Origin of the sequence: Pseudomonas sp. MMS21 TM103 (assembly GCF_022132145.1) — a bacterium.
GTDB lineage: Bacteria > Pseudomonadota > Gammaproteobacteria > Pseudomonadales > Pseudomonadaceae > Aquipseudomonas.
Map to the genome: position 1 here is coordinate 1475972 of NZ_JAJISP010000001.1, position 21634 is coordinate 1497605.

The 21634-nt window shown below is 65.3% G+C and carries 21 protein-coding genes; 7 read left to right on the forward strand and 14 right to left on the reverse strand.

What is annotated here, in order from left to right; genetic code table 11:
* Positions 1–34 precede the first annotated feature (34 nt).
* From LJY18_RS06770 to LJY18_RS06810, 9 genes are all read right to left on the reverse strand, one after another.
* A complete protein-coding gene (locus tag LJY18_RS06770; RefSeq protein WP_238041012.1) occupies positions 35–1990 on the reverse strand; it encodes a DUF7844 domain-containing protein in 1956 nt (651 codons plus the stop codon).
* A complete protein-coding gene (locus tag LJY18_RS06775) occupies positions 1987–2307 on the reverse strand; it encodes a DUF2388 domain-containing protein (protein WP_238041013.1) in 321 nt (106 codons plus the stop codon). Before LJY18_RS06775 ends, LJY18_RS06770 begins: the two co-directional genes overlap by 4 nt.
* 168 nt (positions 2308–2475) lie before the next feature.
* Positions 2476–2793 carry a DUF2388 domain-containing protein gene (locus tag LJY18_RS06780; protein ID WP_238041014.1) on the reverse strand — a complete coding sequence of 106 codons (318 nt, stop codon included), beginning with the start codon at positions 2791–2793 and terminating at the stop codon, positions 2476–2478.
* A 96-nt stretch (positions 2794–2889) separates the two neighbouring features.
* On the reverse strand, positions 2890–3096 hold the full coding sequence (locus LJY18_RS06785) for a DUF1127 domain-containing protein (RefSeq protein WP_238041015.1): 207 nt from the start codon (positions 3094–3096) through the stop codon (positions 2890–2892).
* 243 nt (positions 3097–3339) lie between these two features.
* Positions 3340–3555: a DUF1127 domain-containing protein gene (locus LJY18_RS06790; RefSeq protein WP_238041016.1), complete on the reverse strand. Its 216-nt coding sequence runs from the start codon at positions 3553–3555 to the stop codon at positions 3340–3342.
* A gap of 433 nt (positions 3556–3988) precedes the next feature.
* Positions 3989–5425, reverse strand: a complete 1437-nt coding sequence (locus LJY18_RS06795; RefSeq protein WP_238041017.1) for an NAD(P)(+) transhydrogenase (Re/Si-specific) subunit beta — start codon at positions 5423–5425, stop codon at positions 3989–3991.
* A gap of 2 nt (positions 5426–5427) precedes the next feature.
* Positions 5428–5757 carry an NAD(P) transhydrogenase subunit alpha gene (locus LJY18_RS06800; protein WP_238041018.1) on the reverse strand — a complete coding sequence of 110 codons (330 nt, stop codon included), beginning with the start codon at positions 5755–5757 and terminating at the stop codon, positions 5428–5430.
* An 11-nt stretch (positions 5758–5768) separates the two neighbouring features.
* A complete protein-coding gene (locus LJY18_RS06805; RefSeq protein WP_238041019.1) occupies positions 5769–6890 on the reverse strand; it encodes a Re/Si-specific NAD(P)(+) transhydrogenase subunit alpha in 1122 nt (373 codons plus the stop codon).
* 548 nt (positions 6891–7438) lie between these two features.
* Complete coding sequence (locus LJY18_RS06810; RefSeq protein WP_238041020.1) at positions 7439–8347, reverse strand: LysR family transcriptional regulator; 909 nt, start codon at positions 8345–8347, stop codon at positions 7439–7441.
* A 191-nt stretch (positions 8348–8538) separates the two neighbouring features.
* On the opposite strand from LJY18_RS06810, the gene LJY18_RS06815 reads away from it, so the two are divergent.
* The 5 genes from LJY18_RS06815 to LJY18_RS06835 all read left to right on the forward strand — a co-directional run bounded on the left by LJY18_RS06815 (position 8539) and on the right by LJY18_RS06835 (position 13903).
* Positions 8539–9717, forward strand: a complete 1179-nt coding sequence (locus LJY18_RS06815) for an acyl-CoA dehydrogenase (protein WP_238041021.1) — start codon at positions 8539–8541, stop codon at positions 9715–9717.
* A 96-nt stretch (positions 9718–9813) separates the two neighbouring features.
* The gene (locus tag LJY18_RS06820; RefSeq protein ID WP_238041022.1) at positions 9814–10179 is read left to right on the forward strand and encodes a CoA transferase; all 366 of its coding nucleotides are present in this window, start codon (positions 9814–9816) and stop codon (positions 10177–10179) included.
* 75 nt (positions 10180–10254) lie between these two features.
* Positions 10255–11646, forward strand: coding sequence for a glutamine synthetase family protein (locus LJY18_RS06825; RefSeq protein ID WP_238041023.1), 1392 nt, complete (start codon positions 10255–10257; stop codon positions 11644–11646).
* A 50-nt stretch (positions 11647–11696) separates the two neighbouring features.
* The gene (locus LJY18_RS06830; protein ID WP_238041024.1) at positions 11697–13064 is read left to right on the forward strand and encodes an aspartate aminotransferase family protein; all 1368 of its coding nucleotides are present in this window, start codon (positions 11697–11699) and stop codon (positions 13062–13064) included.
* Between the two features lie 113 nt (positions 13065–13177).
* On the forward strand, positions 13178–13903 hold the full coding sequence (locus LJY18_RS06835; protein ID WP_238041025.1) for an amidotransferase: 726 nt from the start codon (positions 13178–13180) through the stop codon (positions 13901–13903).
* A gap of 51 nt (positions 13904–13954) precedes the next feature.
* On the opposite strand, the gene LJY18_RS06840 is transcribed toward LJY18_RS06835, so the two are convergent.
* From LJY18_RS06840 to glaH, 3 genes are all read right to left on the reverse strand, one after another.
* The gene (locus LJY18_RS06840) at positions 13955–15319 is read right to left on the reverse strand and encodes an aspartate aminotransferase family protein (protein ID WP_238041026.1); all 1365 of its coding nucleotides are present in this window, start codon (positions 15317–15319) and stop codon (positions 13955–13957) included.
* A gap of 11 nt (positions 15320–15330) precedes the next feature.
* Positions 15331–16569: an L-2-hydroxyglutarate oxidase gene (gene lhgO, locus LJY18_RS06845; RefSeq protein ID WP_238041027.1), complete on the reverse strand. Its 1239-nt coding sequence runs from the start codon at positions 16567–16569 to the stop codon at positions 15331–15333.
* A gap of 86 nt (positions 16570–16655) precedes the next feature.
* On the reverse strand, positions 16656–17633 hold the full coding sequence (gene glaH / locus LJY18_RS06850; protein WP_238041028.1) for a glutarate dioxygenase GlaH: 978 nt from the start codon (positions 17631–17633) through the stop codon (positions 16656–16658).
* Between the two features lie 165 nt (positions 17634–17798).
* On the opposite strand from glaH, the gene csiR reads away from it, so the two are divergent.
* Together csiR and LJY18_RS06860 are read left to right on the forward strand one after the other, a co-directional pair.
* Positions 17799–18494 (forward strand): DNA-binding transcriptional regulator CsiR, encoded by a 696-nt coding sequence (gene csiR / locus LJY18_RS06855; RefSeq protein ID WP_238041029.1) that lies wholly within the window; start codon positions 17799–17801, stop codon positions 18492–18494.
* A 173-nt stretch (positions 18495–18667) separates the two neighbouring features.
* Complete coding sequence (locus LJY18_RS06860) at positions 18668–19891, forward strand: CaiB/BaiF CoA transferase family protein (protein ID WP_238041030.1); 1224 nt, start codon at positions 18668–18670, stop codon at positions 19889–19891.
* 60 nt (positions 19892–19951) lie between these two features.
* On the opposite strand, the gene LJY18_RS06865 is transcribed toward LJY18_RS06860, so the two are convergent.
* On the reverse strand, positions 19952–20206 hold the full coding sequence (locus LJY18_RS06865) for a transmembrane sensor/regulator PpyR (protein WP_238041031.1): 255 nt from the start codon (positions 20204–20206) through the stop codon (positions 19952–19954).
* A 60-nt stretch (positions 20207–20266) separates the two neighbouring features.
* Positions 20267–21448: an NO-inducible flavohemoprotein gene (gene hmpA, locus LJY18_RS06870; protein WP_238041032.1), complete on the reverse strand. Its 1182-nt coding sequence runs from the start codon at positions 21446–21448 to the stop codon at positions 20267–20269.
* Positions 21449–21634 lie beyond the last annotated feature (186 nt).

The following is a 21634-nucleotide window of genomic DNA, read 5'->3' on the forward strand; positions in this document are numbered from 1 at the left end:
TGGCGAAGCCTTGGCCGCCCCTCTCTTGCACGCCCTACGGCAGCATTAGACCGCCGCTGGCCTTGTGCAGCCTGCGCAGGTGTTCGCCGAGCTGCACCAGGTTGACTTCGTTGGCCTCCAGCTCCGCCAGGCGCGCCGGTTCCAGCAAGTTGCGCACTTCCTGGTCGAGGTCGTCGCTGAGCCGTCGCAGTTGCTGCTGGCGGCTGCGGCTCTCGGCTTCCAGGTGTTGCCATTCGGCGCGTTGCGGCAGGCCGTAACCGCCCTCGAGCAGCTCCGCCGGCCGGCTGAGAAAACCGCTGTTGGCGAGGATCTGTTCCAGGGCGCCGCCAGCTTTATTCAGGCTCGGATCCTTGGCCGCGCGACCGCTGAGGTAGCGGCGCTTCAGTTCGTCCTGGGCCAGCAGCAATTGACGGCGTAACGCGGCTTGCTCGAGCAGCAAGAGTGCGGCGCTGGCCCGCAGGTCGGCCTTGGCGAACCAGGGCCGGCGGACCTTGGCGCTCTGCTCCAGCCAGTCCTCGACGCTGGTCTGGGCGATCGGCAGGCGCTGCTGCAGCACGGTGAACATGGCCTGGTAGCGGTCGCGGAAGGAGTCGAAGCGATAGCCCAGGCGCAGTGCTTCGCGCGGTTCATCGAGCACGCTGCGATCGGCCAGGTCACGGGCCACCAGGGTGTCGAGCAAACCGTTGGGCAGGATGCTGTCGAGCGCCTGCAGGCGCGGGTGCTGGCTGCCGCTACGCAGCAGCTTGAGGGTTTCCACCGCGCAGTTATTGGAGATGAAGTAGTAGTCGCCGTCGTAGCTCCAGTGCTGTTCGGCGGCACGGGTGACCAAGTCCTCCAGCTGCACGCGGTCGAGTTTCAGCGGTACCGAGGCCAGGCTGCGCAGTTCCACCTTGGTGTATTCCTCAATCACCTGGGCCAGCGGCAGGACGAACAGTCGCGATGGGTAGGCGCCGGTCAGGCCGCCCCAGCTGGACAGCTGCAGATCACCGACGAAGGCGCGGTAGGACAGCACCAGGTGCTCGTCCAGGTCGAGGCGGCAATCCGGCCCGCGCGGCCGACCGGGGGCGCAGATCACCAGGCGCAGCATGCTGTGGCCCCAGCGGCTGGCCCATTGCTGGTTGGCCTCGGCGAGCAGGTAGTCGACCTGGTAGATCCGCGCGGGGTCGAGCGTGCCCAGCGGTTGGCGGGCGAAATCGCGGCCGGCGTTGAGGTAGGCGTAGCCGTCGGTGCAGGGCTGCTGGTGGGCCGGTGTCCAGCCGGCGAAATGCTCGCGGAAATGGCGTGCCAGTGAGGGCCGGCGACAGGCGTAGCTGGGGTCGAGGAGGAAGTACTCGAGGTTCACCGCGACGAATTCGCGCGGGTTGCTCAGCTCGTAGACATCCGGGCTGCGCGCCACCTGGCCGTTGGCCTGCGCGCGCGCGCCGCGTCGGCCGACCCGTTGCGGCCAGCCAGCCAGGTCGAGCAGGTGCGGGTCATCGCTGAGGGTGAAGCGCCTTTGGGTCTGGCCACGGCAGGCATCGGGCAAGCCGATTGGGCCGAGGCTGGCGAGGCGCTGTCGGCAGCGTTGCAGCAGGCCTTTTTCGTCCTGCGGCCAGAGCCGTGCACGATCATAGAGGTGGGTCAGTTCGTGCAGTACGGTGGCCAGCAGCTCGCGGCGCACAGTGCCATGCGGGCGCTGGGTTGGCGTAGTGGCGGCGCTGCCATCGCTGAGTGAAGGCAGCAGCTGGCGGTTCAGTTCGATACCGCTGAAGCGTCCGGCGCGGCCGTACACCTCGGCCGGCAGCGGTCGCCAGCGCACCTGGACGCGCCGGTCCAGACGTTGCTGGAAGAGTGCAGGCAGGGCCGCCAGCGCTTCGCTCAACAGCGCCTGGCTGGCCTGCTGTTCGCGCTGGCTGAGGGCGTCGCGCTCAAGGCTCAGGCGTAACCCGGCATGGCCGCTGGTGCTGGCCAGCAGGGCAAGTACCAGCAGCCAGGCACGGGTCAGGTTCACCTGGCGAGAATGGCTTCGGCCAGCACCTGATCGGAGGCCTGCTGCGCTTCCGGCACGCGGCTGCGAATGGTGCTGAGCGCTGCTTCCAGCTGCGCGCCGCGAATGGCGCCCTGGGAGGCGACGAAACTGGCCGCATCGTCACGTGCGGCGAGGACGATTTTCGAGTCGCGCACCGAGGTGGTGGTGTCCGAGGTGAAGTCGAACGTACGGTCAAGCGCGCGCACGATGATATTGCTGGTGGCAACCAGGGTTTGCGCCTGGGCACTGCCGACGGACAAGGCAAGCAGGGCGACAGCGACGAGCAAGGGACGATGCATGGCAATCTCCGAGACGCTAATGGTTAGGGTTGGACGACTATGCGCACAGGCAGTTCCTGAGCATCGCACTTAAGTGAGTGTATGAATATGGCGCGCGTGCCGCCACGCCTGGCATTACTGGGCCTGAGTAAGCCAGGCCGGCCAATCACCTGCCGGCCTGTGGGTGCCTCAGCGGCTGAGGATTGCCTGCGCCAGTTGCTCATCGTCGGCTGCCAGGTCAGGCGCCTGCTGGCGGATATGCTGCAGCGCCGCCTCCAGTCGCACGCCACGGATGGCGCCTTGGCTGGCGATGAAGCTGGCCGCGTCGCTGCGGGCGGCCAGCACGATTTTGTCGTCACGCAGTGAAGAACTGGCATCGGACATCGCGTCCGAGGTGCCCATGAGGGCGCCGCCCAGGGTATCGGTGGTGGCGACAAAGCTGGACGCCGAGGCGCTGGTGGCCAGCACCCATAAAACGGAAAAACCGAGTGTACGCAAGGCGATCATCCTGAAACTCCTGAGCCATCTAGCCAAGGCGTGGCATTCGGCCACGCCAGATTGTTGCCAGCCTAGCTCAGGTGCCAGTCGACACACCATGCTGGCTTAACGCCAGAATGGTTTTTCCAGTTCTGCCAGGCGTTCGCCGGGGCTGATACCGGCGTCGGCCAGCAGGTGGGGATCCAGTCGGGCCAGTTGGCGGCGGGTGCGAATATTGAGCTGCCAGCGTTTGATGGTGCCGCGCAGGCGGGCGAGCGAGACGTTGTATGGCTGCTCGAAGGGGGCTGGGCTGTCGCTGAGAATACGCTCCATGGCAATTATCCTTCCCGTGCAGGGCGGGCGTGGCGGTATGGGTATCCATAGTCGCGCGACGCTGGCCAGCCTGGCAGTCACAGTCAGGCAAAAGTGTACTGGGTCAGTTACTGGTTTTATAAAACTGTTCTGCCGGTGAGCGCGGCAGCTGTGCTGTTTGCCCGGGGGCATAACGACAAAACCCGCCAACGCTGGGCGTGGGCGGGTTTGTCAGTGCGTGCTGAGCGGCTTGCGCCGCCAGGCTTAACGCCAGAACGGCTTGCTCAACTCGGCGTGGCGCTGGGCCTCGCTGATGCCGGCATCGGCCAGCAGACGGGCATCCAGGCGCGCCAGTTGGCGACGGCTGGTCATGCGGCGCTGCCAGGTGAACAGGGCGGCAACCATGCGCAGCGGCAGACCGCTGGTGGCGTTGGAGGAGTTGGTTTCAAATACAAAGTCGGAACTGAGTGTACGTTCCATGGTGTCATCCTTCCGCTTGTGGCGGGTCTAGAGAGTGTTTTGCCTGGTGCCCATATTCCGCTTCTTGCAAGCAGTGCAATAGTCACAGCTGGGTTATATTGTTGAGCTATTAGATAGTGTGCTTGGTAACTGTTTTGCTGTTTTCTGCGATTACTGTACTGGTGATAAGTGAATTGCCGTGCGTTTGCGCATGGAGCAGGTCTTTATCTCGCTCCTGAATAGAAAGGCAGTGGTTGTCTATAGGTACAGTTGCAGATTGATTGCTTGACACTGCTGATCTCTGGATCAGTTTTTTAGTCAATCCTGTTGCGGTTCGGCGGCAATCTGTATCGCTGATGAGCCACCTGCAGAGAGGTCGCCGAGCGAGAAGGCGGTTCCTGCGCGCATAAAAAACCCGGCACGCAGTGGCCGGGTTTTTTATGCGCTGCAGCGGTCAGTCGACGGCTTTGACCATGTCTTCGATGACCTTCTTGGCATCGCCGAAGACCATCATGGTCTTGTCCAGGTAGAACAGTTCGTTGTCCAGGCCGGCGTAGCCGCTGGCCATCGAGCGCTTGTTGACGATCACGGTCTTGGCCTTGTAGGCCTCGAGGATCGGCATGCCGGCGATCGGCGACTTCGGATCGTTCTTCGCCGCCGGGTTGACCACGTCGTTGGCGCCGAGCACCAGCACCACGTCGGCCTGGCCGAACTCGGAGTTGATGTCGTCCATCTCGAACACCTGCTCGTACGGCACTTCGGCCTCGGCCAGCAGCACGTTCATGTGCCCGGGCATGCGCCCGGCTACCGGGTGGATCGCGTACTTCACGGTGACGCCACGGTGGCCCAGCTTCTCCGCCAGCTCCATCAGGGCGTGCTGGGCGCGGGCCACCGCCAGGCCGTAGCCGGGCACGATGATCACGGTGTCGGCATTGGTCAGGAGGAAGGCGGCGTCGTCGGCCGAACCGGATTTCACCGGGCGGGCTTCCTTGTCAGTGGCCGGGCCGGTGACGTCGGTCGCACCGCCGAAGCCGCCGAGGATGACGTTGAAGAACGAACGGTTCATCGCCTTGCACATGATGTACGAGAGGATCGCACCGCTGGAGCCGACCAGCGAACCGGCGATGATCAGCATCGAGTTGTTCAGCGAGAAGCCGATACCGGCCGCCGCCCAGCCCGAGTAGCTGTTGAGCATCGACACCACCACCGGCATGTCGGCGCCGCCGATCGGGATGATGATCAGCACGCCGATGACGAACGCCAGGGCCAGCAGCAGGGCGAAGGCGCCGAGGTTGCCGGTCAGGGTGAACACCAGGCCGAGGCCGAGAATCGCCAGGCCGATCGCCAGGTTGAGCTTGTGCTGGCCGGCGAACTGTACCGGTGCGCCCTGGAACAGGCGGAACTTGTACTTGCCCGACAGCTTGCCGAAGGCAATCACCGAACCGGAGAAGGTGATGGCGCCGATGGCTGCACCGAGAAACAGCTCCAGGCGGTTGCCGGCCGGGATCGCGTCACCGAGGCTGGCCACGATGCCCAGCGACTGCGGTTCGACCACCGCGGCAATGGCGATGAACACCGCTGCCAGGCCGATCATGCTGTGCATGAAAGCGACCAGTTCGGGCATCTTGGTCATTTCCACGCGCTTGGCCATCAGGGTGCCCACGCTGCCGCCGACCAGCAGGCCGAGGATGACGAAGCCGAGGCCCTGGGTGGCCAGTTCGCTGCCGAGCTTGTACACCAGGCCGACGGTGGTGAGGATGGCCAGGCCCATGCCGAGCATGCCGAACAGGTTGCCGCGCCGCGACGAGGTCGGGTGCGACAGGCCCTTGAGCGCCTGGATAAAGCAGATCGAGGCGACGAGGTAGAGAACAGTGATCAGGTTCATGCTCATGGTCAGTGCTTCTCCACGGTCGCGCTGCTGCTTGCGGCAGGGCGTACCTTCTTCTTGAACATTTCCAGCATGCGCCGGGTTACCAGGAAACCACCGAAAACGTTGACCGCGGCCAGGGCCACGGCCAGGGTGCCCATGGTCTTGCCCAGCGGGGTGACGGTCAGCGCCGCGGCCAGCATGGCGCCGACGATGACGATCGCGGAAATCGCGTTGGTCACCGCCATCAGTGGGGTGTGCAGGGCCGGGGTGACGTTCCACACCACGTGGTAGCCGACGTAAATCGCCAGCGCGAAGATGATCAGGTTGTACATGCCATCGGAAATCATATCCATGTCCCTACTCCTTAGCCGTTGGTCCGGACGACTTGGCCGCCCGTGCACATCAGGCACGCGGCGACGATGTCGTCTTCGAGGTTGAGGTGGAACTGAGCATCCTTGTCGATGACCAGCTTGAGGAAATCCAGCAGGTTGCGCGCATACAGCGCCGAGGCATCGGCCGGCACCAGGGCCGCGAGGTTGCTGTAGCCGACGATGGTCACGCCGTGCTGAATCACCACCTGCTCGGCGACCGTCAGCGGGCAGTTGCCGCCTTGCGCCGCCGCCAGGTCGATGATCACCGAGCCCGGCTTCATCTCCGCCACGGTGGCCTCATGCAGCAGGGTCGGCGCCTTGCGCCCCGGGATCAGCGCGGTGGTGATGACGATGTCGGCCTGCTTGGCGCGTTCGTGCACCGCCTTGGCCTGGCGTTCCATCCACGAGGCCGGCATCGGCCGCGCGTAGCCACCGACACCTTCGGCACACTCGCGCTCTTCATCGGTCTCGCAGGGCACGTCGACGAACTTGGCGCCGAGCGACTCGATCTGCTCCTTGACCGCCGGACGCACGTCCGAGGCTTCGATCACCGCACCCAGGCGCCTGGCCGTGGCAATCGCCTGCAGGCCGGCGACGCCGGCACCGAGGACCAGCACGCGGGCGGCCTTCACCGTACCGGCAGCAGTCATCAGCATGGGCATGAAGCGCGGGTAATGGTGGGCGCCCAGCAGCACGGCCTTGTAGCCGGCGATGTTGGCCTGCGACGAGAGCACGTCGAGACTCTGCGCACGCGAGGTACGCGGCGCGGCCTCGAGGGCGAAGGCGGTGATGCCGCGGGCGTTCAGCCGCGCGATGGTCTCGTTGCTGAACGGATTGAGCATGCCGACCAGCACCGCGCCGGCCTTCATATGACTCAGCTCGGCATCGCTCGGGGCCACTACCTTGAGCACCAGGTCGGCAGCGAAGGCGGCGGCGTCGCTGCCGATGGAGGCACCGACGGCGGCGTAGGCGCTGTCGGGAATGCTGGCGCTGACGCCGGCTCCGCTCTGCACGGTGACCTGATGGCCTTGGCCGATCAGTTTCTTGATGGTTTCTGGCGTGGCGGCTACTCGCGTTTCGCCGACATGGGTTTCGAGAGGAACACCGATGTGCACGTCAAATCTCCTGCGTGATCTTTTTTAGTGAACCGGCACACTGCGGATGGCACGCCGGCGAAGGGAGGATCAGCACAAATCACCCTAGCAGAAGCTATGTTGCGGGCGGGGGGCGGCATTTTGCAGGCGCAGCATAAGTCCTTCAAGGCGTTATGGAGTAAAACCTTGCGACAACTACAAGTCACTCTGCGACCTGCTAACCATTATTTCCGGCAAAGGCTTGCTGTGCCTGGCCGCCAAGGCCATTGAGGGGTGTTTTACGCGCCGTCGGCATGTGCGCCATGAATAATCACTCATCAAATGACTGCGGTACTGACGGGTCGGGCACCCAAGGCAGGTATTCAGGGCGTTATGCCGGCTCTGCTGTGCAATAAATTGGACGTCAGCGTGCGATGGCTGGCAGCAGAATGTAGCCATGATAAATACTGACTACGGGGTCAGCTTGCTCAGGGTTGTGCATGCTGAAAGCGGCTTTGCGCCGCTGGCGGACAAGCGGAAGGTCCTGCTTGGCCGCGTGAAGCCGGCGCAATTACTTCGCATGCTGTCGTTTATTCCAGATCACTCGCCCGGGCATAATCGCGCGCCTGCTCAACCAGCCAGTCGCGAAAGCTTTGTAGCGCCGCAGACTCCACTTTGCGTTCGGGAATCATCAGGTAATAAGCCTTGTCGCTGCTGTAGGCATGTTCCAGCGCCAGCACCAGGCGGCCCTCGGCCAGTTCCCGTTGAATCAGAAAGGGCGGAATCAAGGCCACGCCCATCTCATGCATGGCGGCCTGGGCGAGCATGGAGAACAGTTCATAACGCGCCCCGCTCATGTCCCGGGCAATAGTCAGGCCCAGCGAGCCGAACCACTGGCGCCAGGCATAGGGCCGGGTGGTTTGCTGCAACAGCGGCAAGCCGGCGATCTGCTCGGCGCTGAGGCTGCTTTGCCCGGCCAGGAGCGCCGGGCTGCACACCGGCATGGGGTTTTCGCGCATCAGCAGGTGCGAGGCGGTGCCTGACCAGTCGGCGTCACCGAAGTACACCGCGGCATCGAACTGGGTATCGGCGAACAGGAACGGCCGGGTGCGGTTGGTCAGGTTGACCGTGACCTGCGGGTGCAGGCGCTGGAATTCCTTCAGGCGCGGCAGCAGCCACTGGGTGCCGAAGGTCGGCACCACCGCCAGTTCGATGCTCATGGCGCCTTGCTGGCCCATCACCGCCAGGGTGTCGCGCTCCACCGCGTCGAGTTGCGCGGCCACCCGCCTGGCGTAGGACAAGCCGGCCTCGGTCAGCTTGACTCCGCGCCGCGAACGGCGGAACAGTTCGACGTTGAGAAACTCCTCCAGCCCGGCGATCTGCCGGCAGATCGCGCTCTGGGTCAGGGCCAGTTCCTCGGCCGCCCGGGTAAAGCTCTGGTGACGGGCCGCCGATTCGAAGGCGATCAGGGCCGTGGTGCTGGGGATTTTGCGACGCATCTGTGCGGCACTCTCACTCTGAACTGAATTAAATAGCGTTCAAAGCTACCTCGGAGTGCGCAAAGAGCACAACAGCATGCGAAATTCTCGTTTGCCCCGCCTGCGCATGCGGCCTAGGATCATTCCCATGCACCCAGTCGACGCGGCCCAGGCCGCGATGATTATTCCCCTCTTATCTCGAGGTTTTCGCAATGGCCAAGGCAAGCTTCAACTGGATCGACCCGCTGCTGCTCGATCAGCAACTGAGCGAAGAAGAGCGCATGGTGCGCGACAGCGCCCAGCAGTTCGCCGCCGACAAACTGGCGCCGCGCGTGATCGAAGCCTTCCGCCACGAGCAGACCGACCCGGCGATCTTCCGCGAGATGGGCGACACCGGCCTGCTCGGCGCGACCATCCCGGAAGCCTACGGCGGCAGCGGCCTCAACTACGTGTGCTACGGCCTGATCGCCCGCGAAGTGGAGCGGGTCGATTCCGGCTACCGTTCGATGATGAGCGTGCAGTCCTCCCTGGTGATGGTGCCGATCTTCGAGTTCGGCAACGAAGCCACCCGGCAGAAATACCTGCCCAAGCTGGCCAGCGGCGAATACATCGGCTGCTTCGGCCTCACCGAGCCGGACCATGGCTCCGACCCGGGTTCGATGATCACCCGGGCGAAAAAGGTCGACGGCGGTTACCGCCTGACCGGCGCGAAGATGTGGATCACCAACTCGCCGATCGCCGACGTGTTCGTGGTCTGGGCCAAGGACGATGCCGGCGAGATCCGCGGCTTTGTCCTGGAAAAAGGCTGGCAGGGCCTGAGCACCCCGGCGATTCACGGCAAGGTCGGCCTGCGCGCCTCGATCACCGGCGAAATCGTCATGGACAACGTGTTCTGCCCGGAAGAAAACGCCTTCCCCGACGTGCGTGGCTTGAAAGGCCCGTTCACCTGCCTCAACTCTGCCCGTTACGGCATCAGCTGGGGCGCGCTGGGCGCCGCCGAAGACTGCTGGCATACCGCGCGGCAGTATTGCCTGGATCGCAAGCAATTCGGCCGCCCGCTGGCCGCCAATCAGCTGATCCAGAAGAAGCTGGCCGACATGCAGACCGAAATCACCCTGGCCCTGCAAGGCTGCCTGCGCCTGGGCCGGATGAAGGACGAGGGCACCGCCGCGGTGGAAATCACCTCGATCATGAAGCGCAACAGCTGCGGCAAGTCGCTGGACATCGCCCGCCTGGCCCGCGACATGCTCGGCGGCAATGGCATTAGTGACGAGTTCGGCGTGGCCCGCCACCTGGTCAACCTGGAAGTGGTGAACACCTATGAAGGGACCCACGACGTCCACGCGCTGATCCTTGGCCGGGCACAGACCGGGATTCAGGCCTTCTTCTGAAGCCAGTAGCGACGACGGACGGGGAGCCTGGCTACCCGTCCGTTGTCGTTTCTGCCCGCTGGACAATTTGAACTCTGACTCCGTTTGAGGAAGGCCATGACGCCGGAAACGCTCATCCACACCGTGACCAACGGCGCGGCCAGTCCGGCGCCAGGGCGCACGGTGGTGGACGGGCAGCCGTCGTTTGCGCCCTGCCATATTTTCCCCAGTGCCGATGGCGCCTTCTTCCTGGCGGTCAGCAACGATTACCAGTTTTCCGAACTGAGCGCGTTGGCCGGCCAGCCGCAATGGGCAATGGATCCGCGTTTCGCCAGCCAGAAAGCGCGGCGTCAGCACCATGCCGAATTGGTCGCCCTGCTGCGTCAGCAGACCGTGGCCCACCTGACCGAAGAGTGGTTGGCCGCCTTGAGCTGGGTCGGCCTGCCCTGCGTCGCGCTCGCGCCCAGCCAGACCGGCGGCTGACGGCAACCGCCCGGACACCCATTACGCGCATCCCGTGGATTGCGCTTTGCGTCTAGTTCCCGAGGTTTTACTCCCATGCATCCCGAACTTTCCACCGCCAGCGAGGCCCTGGCCTGGCTGCAGGCCAACGACATTCGCCGGGTCGAACTGGTGTTCGCCGACCTGACCAGCGTGGCGCGCGGCAAGACCCTCAGTCGCGCCAGCTTCGCCGAGACCCTGGGGGCGAAGATGCCCTCGTTGCTGCTCGGCCTGACCGTCACCGGCGGCGAGCCGAAGGCGGTGTTCAACAGCATCTTCCCGCCGACCTTCCCGGACATGGCCATGCGCCCGGACTGGCGCACCCTGGTGCGCGACCCGCTGGCCGCGGTGCCGACCGCGACGGTGATCTGCGATATCGAGGCGAGCTTTATTGCCGCCGACGGTCATTGCCGGTACGAAGTGGCCGAGTTGTCGCCGCGCCAGTTGCTCAAGCGTGTGCTGGATCGTCTCAAGGCGGCCGGTTACACCGCCAGGGTCGCACCGGAGCTGGAGTTTTTCCTGGTCCATCCGCAGCGCAATGCCGAAGGCGGCCTGCAGGTGGCGCATGGCATGTCGGCGCAGGTGCCGCATATTGAAAGCTCCCACGACCTGGCCTCGGCGGAAACCGCCAGCAGCTTCGCGCCCTTCTTCGATGAGCTGTGGGCGGCCTGTGAGGCCCAAGGCATCCCGATTACCGGATACGGTCATGAGTCGGCGCTGGGCCAGTACGAGGTCAACTTCGCCCCCGGTGAGCCGCTGGCCCAGGCCGATGCGGTGTTCCGTTTCAAGCGCCTGGCCCGGGAGATTGCCCGCCGTCATGGTTGCCTGGCGACCTTTATGGCCAAGCCCTATCTGACCGAACCGGGCACCGGCCTGCATTGGCACATCAGCCTGGCCGACGAATCCGGCGCCAACCCCTTTACCGCCGCCGACAATTCGCCGCATCCACGTATCAAGCACTTCATCGGTGGCTGGCAGGCTTCAGCCCGTGCCGCCATGGCGATCCTCGCGCCCTACGCCCATTCCTATGTGCGCCTGCATCGCCCGGATGCCTCGCCGGCCAGCATCGAGTGGGGGTATGACAACCGCACCGCGGCTTTCCGCGTACCGCATTCCGACCCGGCCAACCGCCGGGTCGAACACCGCCTGCCGGGTGGCGACGCCAATCCCTACCTGAGCCTGGCGCTGATGCTCGGCGCCGGCCTGGCGGGGATGCAGCAAGAAATCGAACCAGGGCCGGAAGTCAGCGATCGCCCGGCGGTGTCCGAGCACGGCGCGTTGCCGGCGGATCTGAGCGAGGCGCTGGCGGAATTGCAGCGTTGCCCGATCATGACCGAGGTCTTCGGCGCGCCGTTCATCGAGTTGTACACCCTGATCAAGCAGCATGAATTGAACGAGCAGGCCGCCGACGCGGACTTCGCCATCAACCACCTGCTGGCCAGAAGTTAATTTGCCGGCAATCTGGCCGGTCGCTGCACTGCCACGACATCGGAGGCGCTATGAGCACTACCCACAAGAACCCGCAAACCCTGAAATGGCAGGCCATGAGCCGCGACCATCACCTGGCCCCGTTCAGCGATTTTCAGCAGCTGATCGACACCGGCCCACGCATCATCGTCAAGGGTGATGGCGTTTACGTGTGGGACAGCGAAGGCAACAAGATCCTCGACGGCATGGCCGGCCTATGGTGCGCCGCCGTCGGCTACGGCCGTCATGAGCTGGCCGATGCCGCCAGCGCGCAGATGAAGGAACTGCCGTTCTACAACACCTTCTTCATGACCGCGCACCCGCCGGTGCTGGAGCTGGCCAAGGTGATCGCCGAGATCGCGCCGCAAGGCATGAACCACCTGTTCTTCACGGGTTCTGGCTCGGAAGGCAACGACACCATGCTGCGCATGGTTCGCCACTACTGGGCGGTCAAGGGCATGCCTGCGAAGAAGGTCATCATCAGCCGCATCAACGGTTACCACGGCTCCACCGTGGCCGGTGCCGCCCTGGGCGGCATGGCCGGCATGCACGCCCAGGGCGGCACCATCCCGGGTATCGAGCACATTGCCCAGCCGTACTGGTTCGGCGAAGGCGGCGACATGAGCCCGGACGAGTTCGGCATCTGGGCTGCCGAGCAGCTGGAAGCGAAGATCCTCGAAGTCGGCGAAAACAACGTCGCCGCCTTTATCGCCGAGCCGATCCAGGGCGCCGGCGGGGTGATAGTACCGCCGGACAGCTACTGGCCGAAGATCCGCGAGATTCTCGCCAAGTACGACATTCTGTTTGTGGCCGACGAAGTGATCTGCGGCTTCGGCCGCACCGGCGAATGGTTCGGCAGCGACTTCTACGGCCTGCAACCGGACCTGATGACCATCGCCAAGGGCCTGACCAGCGGTTACATCCCGATGGGTGGCCTGATCGTCAGCGACAAGGTGTTCGACGTGCTCAAGCAGGGCGGTGATTTCAACCACGGGTTCACCTATTCCGGTCACCCGGTGGCCGCCGCCGTGGCGCTGGAAAATATCCGCATCCTGCGCGACGAGAAGATCCTCGAGACGGTCCGCGAAGAGACCGCGCCGTACCTGCAACAGCGCCTGCGCGAACTGCTCGACCATCCGCTGGTCGGTGAAGTTCGTGGTGTCGGCATGCTCGGCGCCATCGAGCTGGTCAAGGACAAGGCCAGCCGCGCCCGTTATGAAGGCCAGGGCGCCGGCATGATTTGCCGTGGCCATTGCTTCAACAACGGCCTGATCATGCGCGCCGTGGGCGACACCATGATCATTTCGCCGCCGCTGGTGATCAGCAAAGCCGAGATCGACGAGCTGGTGAGCAAGGCGCGTCTGTGCCTGGACCTGACCCTGCAGGACCTGCAGGGCTGATCCCATGGCTTCGCGCAGCGGCGCCCAGTCGCTGCGCGAGCCCCTTGGCTGACAGTTGCCTCAGCCGACTCCAAGCCTGTTTTCCCTCCATTCCTCGCGTCAGGAATCCGTTAATGGCATTGAGCATTTGCATCCTCGAAACCGACCACATCCGTCCCGAGCTGGTCGAGCAGTACCGCGGTTATGGCTGGATGTTCCAACAGCTGTTCGCCCAGCAACCGATCGCCGCCGAGTTTGAGGTCTTCAATGTGATCCAGGGGCAGTACCCGGACGCCGGGCGGCGTTATGACGCCTACCTGATCACCGGCAGCAAGTACGACTCGTTCGGCGACGACCCCTGGCTCCAGGTCCTGCGCGGCTATGTGCTGGCGCGTTATGCCGCCGGCGACAAGCTGCTCGGCATCTGCTTCGGCCACCAGTTGTTGGCCCTGCTGCTCGGCGGCAAGACCGAGCGCGCCGAGCAGGGCTGGGGTCTCGGCGTGCAGCAGTACCAGGTGCTGCAACAGCGGCCCTGGATGCAGCCGCGCGTCGAGGCGCTGTCGCTGCTGATCATCCATCAGGACCAGGTCACCCAGGCGCCGGCCAACGCCACCGTGCTGGCGGCCAATGCCTTCTGCCCGATCGCCGCCTACCAGATCGGCGACCAGGTGCTGTGCTGGCAGGGCCATCCGGAGCTGGTGGCGGACTATTCGCGGGCGATCCTCGACATTCGCAAGGAGCACTGGGGCGAGCAGGTCTGCCAGCAGGCCTTGGACAGCTTGGGACAGGCGCACCAGGGGGCTTTGGTGGCCGAGTGGATGATGCGTTTCGTCGCCCAGGATCAGGTCCCGGTCAGCTGAGGGTAGTCCGGCAGCGGCCCACTGCGGGGGCCGCTGCCGCATGCTGTGGCGTTACTGGCGCAGCCAGCGGCTGGTGTCGTCCAGGGCGCGGGCGAAGCGCTCGATGACCAGGCCGATCTCCTGCGCGCTGCTGATCAGCGGCGGGCAGAAGGCAATCGCATCGCCCATGGCCCGGGTGATCATGCCGTGGTCCTGGGCGCGGCCGGCCAGGTAGCGACCGAGGGTCCCGGGCGCGTTATGGGGCGCCTTGGTCTGGCGATCGCCGACCAGTTCGACCGCGGCGATCAGCCCGCAACCGCGCACTTCTCCCACCAGCGGGTGATCGGCGAAGTCGCGCAGCCCGGCCTGGAGCAGCTCGCCCATGGCGGCGGCGTGCTCCACCAGGCGGTCTTCCTCGATGATCCTGAGGTTTTCCAGGGCCACGGCGGTGGCCACCGGGTGGGCGCTGCCGGTGAAGCCGTGGCCGAGGGTGCCGAGGCTGTTGCTCTGCTCGGCGATGCCCTGGTACAGCGCGTCGTTGAGCAGCAGCGCGGCGATTGGCTGATAGGACGAGGACAACTGCTTGGACAGCACCATCACGTCCGGCTGGATGCCGAAGGTCTGGCTGCCGAACAGCTGCCCGGTGCGGCCGAAACCGCAGATCACCTCGTCGGCGATCACCAGCACGTCGTGGCGCCGGCACACCGCCTGGATCTTCTGCCAATAGCTGCGCGGCGGCACTATCACGCCGCCGGCGCCCATCAGCGGTTCGCCGATGAAGGCGGCCACGGTATCGGCGCCCTCGCTGAGGATGCGCTGCTCCAGTTCGGCGGCCAGGCGATCGGCGAACTGTTCCTCGCTCTCGCCGGGCAGGGCATGGCGGTAGTGGTGCGGGCAGCCGACGTGCAGGAAGCCCGGCAGCGGCACGTCGAAGCCGCGCTGGTTGGCCGCCAGGCCGGTGAGGCTGGCGGCCGCCACGGTGATGCCGTGGTAGGCGTTCTGCCGGCTGATGAACTTCTTCTTCGCCGTTTTGCCGCGGGCGTTGTTGTAGTACCAGACCAGCTTGACCGCGGTGTCGTTGGCTTCCGAGCCGGAGTTGGTGAAGAACACCTTGCTCATCGGCACCGGCGCCATCTCGATCAGCTTCTCGGCCAGCTCGATGGCCGGCCGGTGCGCCTTGTGGCCGAACACGTGATAGAAGGGCAGGGTGCGCAGCTGGTGCTCGGCGGCGGCGATCAGGCGCTGGTTGCTGAAACCGAGGGCGGCGCTCCACAGGCCGGACATGGCCTCCAGGTATTGCTTGCCCTGCTCGTCGTAGACGTAGACGCCCTCGCCGCGTTCGATCAGCAGCGGGCCGAGCTGCTCGTGCAGGCGGGCGTTGGTGTAGGGGTGCAGGTGGTACTGGCGGTCTTTGTCGGCCAGGCTGACGGTGTTCATCGGTGGTTCTCTCAGGCGGCGGGGCGGGCGGGTTTGGCTTTGGCGAAACTCGGCAGGGCGAGCAGCTGGCTGCTGAGCTGGTCGACGATATGGGCGCCGATCGGCAGCGCCGAGGTGGCGGCCGGCGAGGGCGCGTTGCACACGTGCAGGCTGCGCCGGCTGTGGCGGAAGAGGAAATCGTCGATCAGCCGGCCGTCGTCGGATACCGCCTGGGCGCGCACCCCGGCCGGGTAGGGCTCGAGGTCGCCGAGCTGGACGCTCGGGCAGTACTTGCGCACCTGCTGCAGGTAGCCGCGCTTGAACAGCGAGTTCTTCAGCTCGCCCAGGCCCGGGCGCAGGTTGGCCCGCAGCACCTTGCGGATGCCCGGGTTGGCGAGCATCTGCCAGCTGTCGGCGAGCGAGATGTCGCGCCGGCGGTAGCCTTCGCGCTTGAATGCCAGCACCGCGTTGGGGCCGACGGTGACGCTGCCGTCGATCATCCGCGTCAGGTGCACGCCGAGAAACGGCATGCTCGGGTCGGGGATCGGGTAGATCAGGTGGTTGACGATCTGGTTGTGCCGGGCCGGCAGGCGGAAGTATTCGCCGCGGAACGGACAGATGCTGAAGCCGGGGTCGATCCCCAGCATGCGCACCACCCGATCGGCCATCAGGCCGGCGCAGGTGACCAGGAAGCGCCCGGCAAACTCGCCGGCGCTGGTCTGCACCCGCACTTCCTGGGGATTTTCCTGCAATCCCTCGACCTGGGCGCCGTAGCGGATCTCGCCGCCGCTGCGGACGAACTCGCCGGCCATGGCCGCGGCGACCGCAGCGTAGTCGACGATGCCGCTGGACGGCACCAGGATCGCGCCGAGGCCTCGGATGTTCGGCTCGCGCTCGCGCAGCTGCGCGGCGTTCAGCCATTCACGCTCGATGCCGTTGGCCGCAGTGCGCTGCCACAGCGCCTGCATGCGCTGCATTTCCACTTCGTTGGTGGCCACCAGCAGCTTGCCGGGTACCTGGTAGGCGATGCCCTGCTGGTCGCAGAAGGCCTTGGTCGCCTGGTTGCCGGCCAGGCAGAAGCGGGCCTTGAGGCTGCCCGGGGTGTAGTACACGCCGGCATGGATCACCCCGCTGTTATGCCCGGTCTGGTGACGGGCCGGGGCGGATTCCTTTTCCAGCAGCAGCATGCGGCTGTCGGGGTAGGCGCGCTGCAGTTGCATGGCGGTGGACATGCCGAGAATGCCGCCACCGATAATGATGAAGTCGTACACCGGGTTACCTCTGGGTAAGGGAGTCTGTGCCGTCAATGCGGGAGCGGCTGCTGTTATCGCGACTGAGGCCGCCCCGCCGTCATGGGTCACTGGCGCGGCTGGCGCAGCACCTTGGCGTGGGTGAAGTAGCCGCGCTGGCGCATCAGCTCGCGGCGCAGGTCCGGGTGGGCGGTGAAGCGGTCGCGGCCGTGCAGCCAGAAATGGTTGTTGATCAGCAGGAAGCTGCCCACCGGCACCGGAATCGACAGCTTGTGCGGGCTGCCTTCCAGCGACTGGCTGAGGTCGGTCAGCCAGTTGCCTTCCTCGAAGTCCTTCGGCTGCACGAACTGGTCGATGTAGCTGATGATCGGCTGGCCCTCGACGTCGTTGTCGAATACCGGGTGGTACAGGTCGCGGTCGACCCGCTTGCTCGGCGGCGCGCACCAGCGCAACTGGCGGCGGGCCAGCGGGTGGCTGTTGAAGCGCTCCAAGTCCTCCCAGTCGTCCAGGTGCAGCAGCAGCGAATTGCCGCCCTGCATGTGCTGCTCGTCGATCTTCATCATCAGCACGTAGTCGGTGTCCTGCTCGACGAAGGTGCCATCGGTGTGCAGTTCCATTACCCGGTGCGGCTGGCGCAGGTAGCTGTCAGACGCATCGACGTTCTGCACCACGAAGCGCGCGTAGTACTGGCCGCTCATGGCGTCAAAGTTGGAGCGGCCGAACAGATGGGCAACGGCGGTGGCCAGCTTGACCATGTCGTCGGCCTGCTCCACCCGGTCCAGGCCCTCGGCACTGATCAGCAGGCCGCCACTGGCGCGGTCCATCAGGGTGTTGATCAGCAGCGGCTGCAGGCTGCCGGCGCACAGCTCATCGAGAATCCGGGCCAGGCGAAAGCGCAGGAAGGACTTGTATTCCAGCGCCTGTACCGGCCACTCGGCGGTGGCGGCGAGGAAGGCCTGCAGGGTTTCCCGGCTGAAGCTCAGTTGCAGCAGGCGTGGTGACTGGCTGCTGGCGGCCAGGCTGAAGCCGCTGGGGCTGTGCGGGGCTGGAACGACGAGGTGCTTGGGGGTGACGAAGGTGTTCATGAGGGGGCTCCAGGGTGGACGGCGGTGTTGGGGTGCCACTAGTGTCGACGTAATTGAAAAATATCGACATTATTTGAAAGTGTCAAAAGTAATTCTCGGTAGTGCCGCGCGGCATCGCCCGGGTGTTTCGGTATGATTGGCGCGGACCTGTGCAAGGACGGTGTAATGGAAGCTCCCAGCTCCCGAGAGAATCTGGCGATTCGTGGCTACGAATCGCTCAAGCGCGACATCATTCGCGGCGTCTTCGCGCCTGGCGAAAAGCTCCTGATGAGCGCGCTGAAGACGCGCTACGGGCTGGGCGTCGGGCCGCTGCGCGAGGCCCTGTCGCAGCTGGTGGCCGAGCGCCTGGTGGTGGCCATCAGTCAGCGCGGCTTCCGCGTCGCACCGATGTCGCTGAGCGAGCTGGCCGATATCTACGATGCCCGCGCGCACCTGGAAGCGATGATCGTCGGCCTGGCGATTGCCCGTGGCGACGATGCCTGGGAGGCGCAGGTCATCGCCCGCGCCCATACCCTGGCCAAGGTCGCCCAGGTCAAGGATGCCGAGGAGATGCTCAGCGTCTGGGACACCCGGCATCAGGCCTTCCACGCCGCGATCGCCGCCGGTTGCGGCTCGCAGCACCTGCTCCAGGTGCGCGCGGCGCTGTTCGACCAGGCCGAGCGCTATCGGCATCTGTGGTTGCAGCAGACGGTGTTTTCGGCGGCGGCGCTGGAGGCCAAGCGCCAGGAGCACGCCCAGTTGCTGGAGGCGATCCTGCAGCGCGACGGCGTGCGTGCCAGCGCGATGATGCGTGACCATCTGCTCGGCCCGGTCAGCATCATCGGCGAGCTGTTACAGGCCCGCCAGGCCAGCGTCGAGTAGGCGCATTACGCACAGCAAGTGGGGGAAACCCCCGCACATTGGCTAGTTGCCTCGCTATGGAGTGAGGGTTTGGCACAGTTGCGTGCGAAATCCTCGTTTGCCGGGGCAGCGCCAGGCTCCTAGGATGAACGCACGCGTGTTGCTGCACGCGGCCATTTCCTGGAGTTGAAGCTATGCCTGGCGCCCTGTCCCATATCCGCGTGCTCGACCTCTCCCGCGTACTCGCCGGGCCCTGGGCCGGGCAGATCCTCGCCGACCTCGGCGCCGAAGTGATCAAGATCGAACGCCCAGGCACGGGCGATGACACCCGCCACTGGGGCCCGCCGTTCCTGCGCGACGCCGCGGGCGAGAACACCAGCGAGGCCGCCTATTACCTGTCGGCCAATCGCAACAAGCAGTCGGTCACCGTCGATTTCACCCAGCCCGAAGGCCAGCGCCTGGTGCGCGAGATGGTGGCCAAGGCCGACATCCTGATCGAGAACTTCAAGGTCGGCGGCCTGGCCGCCTACGGCCTCGATTACGCCGCGCTGCAGGCGCTGAACCCGAAACTGATCTACTGCTCGATCACCGGCTTCGGCCAGGACGGCCCCTACGCCAAGCGCGCCGGTTACGACTTCATGATCCAGGGCCTGGGCGGTTTGATGAGCCTGACCGGGCGGGCCGACGACGAGGAGGGCGCCGGGCCGGTCAAGGTCGGCGTGGCCCTGACCGACATCCTTACCGGCCTGTATTCGACCGCGGCAATTCTGGCCGCCCTGGCCAGCCGCGACCAGACCGGCAATGGCCAGCACATCGACATGGCCCTGCTTGACGTGCAGGTCGCCTGCCTGGCCAACCAGGCGATGAATTACCTGACCACCGGCGTGGCGCCGCGTCGGCTGGGCAATGCCCACCCGAACATCGTGCCCTACCAGGACTTTCCCACGGCCGACGGCGACATCATCCTCACGGTCGGCAACGATGGACAGTTCCGCAAGTTTTGCGAGGTCGCCGGCCTTGCGGCTTTGGCCGCCGACCCGCGTTTTTCCACCAATCAGGCCCGCGTCGCCCATCGTGCCGAACTGATTCCACTGATCCGCCAGGCCACCGTGTTCAAGACCACCGCCGAATGGCTGGCGGCCCTGGAACAGGCCGGCGTGCCCTGCGGACCGATCAATGACCTGCAGCAGGTCTTCGCCGACCCGCAGGTGCAGGCCCGTGGCCTGCGCGTCGAATTGCCCCACCCGCTGGCCGGCAGTGTGCCGCAGGTGGCCAGCCCGATTCGCCTGTCGGCGACCCCGGTGCAATACCGCAATGCACCACCGCTGCTCGGCGAACACACCGAGCAGGTGCTACAGCAATGGCTGGGTTTGAGCCTGGAGCAGATAGACCAACTGCGGCAGGCTGGCGTGCTCTAGCCGCGGTGTCATGTTCGAGCCTTGGCGTGTGCGCGGCGCCCCCGCGACGTTCGCTCGGCGTCAGGCCGCGCAGTAGCAGGCCGTGGCGCCGCCGGCTGGCGCCGGCTTGTCGGCGAGCAGGCGCATCACGTAGCCGATTTTCAACAGCGCCGGACCGAGGATCGTCAGGCTGTGTGCGCCTACCAACGTACCCAGGCTGAGGTGTTCGGCCCAACCGTAGGCACCGAGCACGCCCAGCAGCAGGGCGGCGCCACCGCTCGACAGCAGCTGGTTGGACAGGCGACGCAGGCGTTGCGGGCAATCGAACAGACTCATGACAAGTGCTCCTGTTGCTGAAACCACCCGGCGCGACCGCGCCGGACGGGTCAAGCTCTCTCAGGCCTCCAGCGCACTGGCCGGGCCGAAGAACTCGTAGTGGCTCTGCTGCTCCGGCACGCCGAGTTCGCGCAGGTGCTTTTTCACCTGAGCCATGAAGGGCTTGGGGCCGAGGAAGTAGGCGTCCAGGTCGCGTTCCTCCGGCAGCCACTCGGCCAGTTGCGCGCGGGTCAGGAAGCCCTCGGCATGGCCCTGGTCTTCGCTGCGCGGTTCGCTGTAGCAGACGAAATGCTGCACCTGCGGGTGGGCCTGGGTCTGGGCGTCGACCCAGTCGCGGAAGGCATGCACGCCGGCATGCCGGGCGCAGTGGATGAAATGGATCGGCCGGCCATGCCCGCGTGCCGCTTCGAGCATGCTCAGCGCCGGGGTGATGCCGACGCCGGCGCTGATCAGCACCAGCGGCTTGTTCGACTCACGCAGGACGAAGTCGCCGGCGGGCGGGAACAGCTCCAGGCGGTCGCCGACCTGGACCCGGTCGTGCAGGTAGTTGGAGGCCTTGCCGCCGGGCTCACGCTTGACGCTGATGCGGTATTCGCGGCCATTGCCACAGGCCGACAGCGAGTAGTTACGGCGCACTTCCTCGCCATCCAGTTGCAGGCGCAGGCCGATGTACTGACCCGGCTGGAAGTCGAGCAGCGCGCCGCCGTCTTCCGGCACCAGATGCAGGGAGACGATTTCCTCGCTTTCGACGATCTTTTGCGCCACGCGGAAGTCGCGGGCGCCGCGCCAGCCGCCCTTGGCTTCGGCGTTGGCGGCATAGGCGCCCTCTTCGGCATCGATCAGGATCTGCGCCAATTGGCCATAAGCGGCGCCCCAGGCGTCGATCACCTCGTCGGTGGCGATCTGCTCGCCGAGCACCTCGCGAATCGCCCGCAACAGGCAGCTGCCGACAATCGGGTAATGCTCGGGCAGGATCTGCAACGACACATGCTTGCTGACGATCTGCCCGACCAGCGGGCCGAGGGCCTCCAGGCGATCAATATTGCGGGCGTACATCAGCACGCCGTTGGCCAGTGCGCGTTGCTGTTCGCCGCTGGCCTGATGCGCCTGGTTGAACAGGGGGCGTACCTGCGGATATTCACCGAGCATCAATTGGTAGAAGTGGCGAGTCAGGGCTTCGCCGCCGGTTTCCAGCAGCGGCACTGTGGCCTTGATCAGGGTACGTTGTTGGGCAGTGAGCATTGCGTGGTTCCTGGGTGGGCTATGCCGCCTGAGGTACGCCGGGCATTCATCGAGAAGCCTTCGGTCTGCGCGCTCAGGCGTGCTAAGTTCATGGTGCTTAGGCTATTACACAACCCGTGCCACTTTTATAGTTCAATAAATTCAATGACTTGCATGCGTTGCTGTCTTTATGACTGCAGACAGATT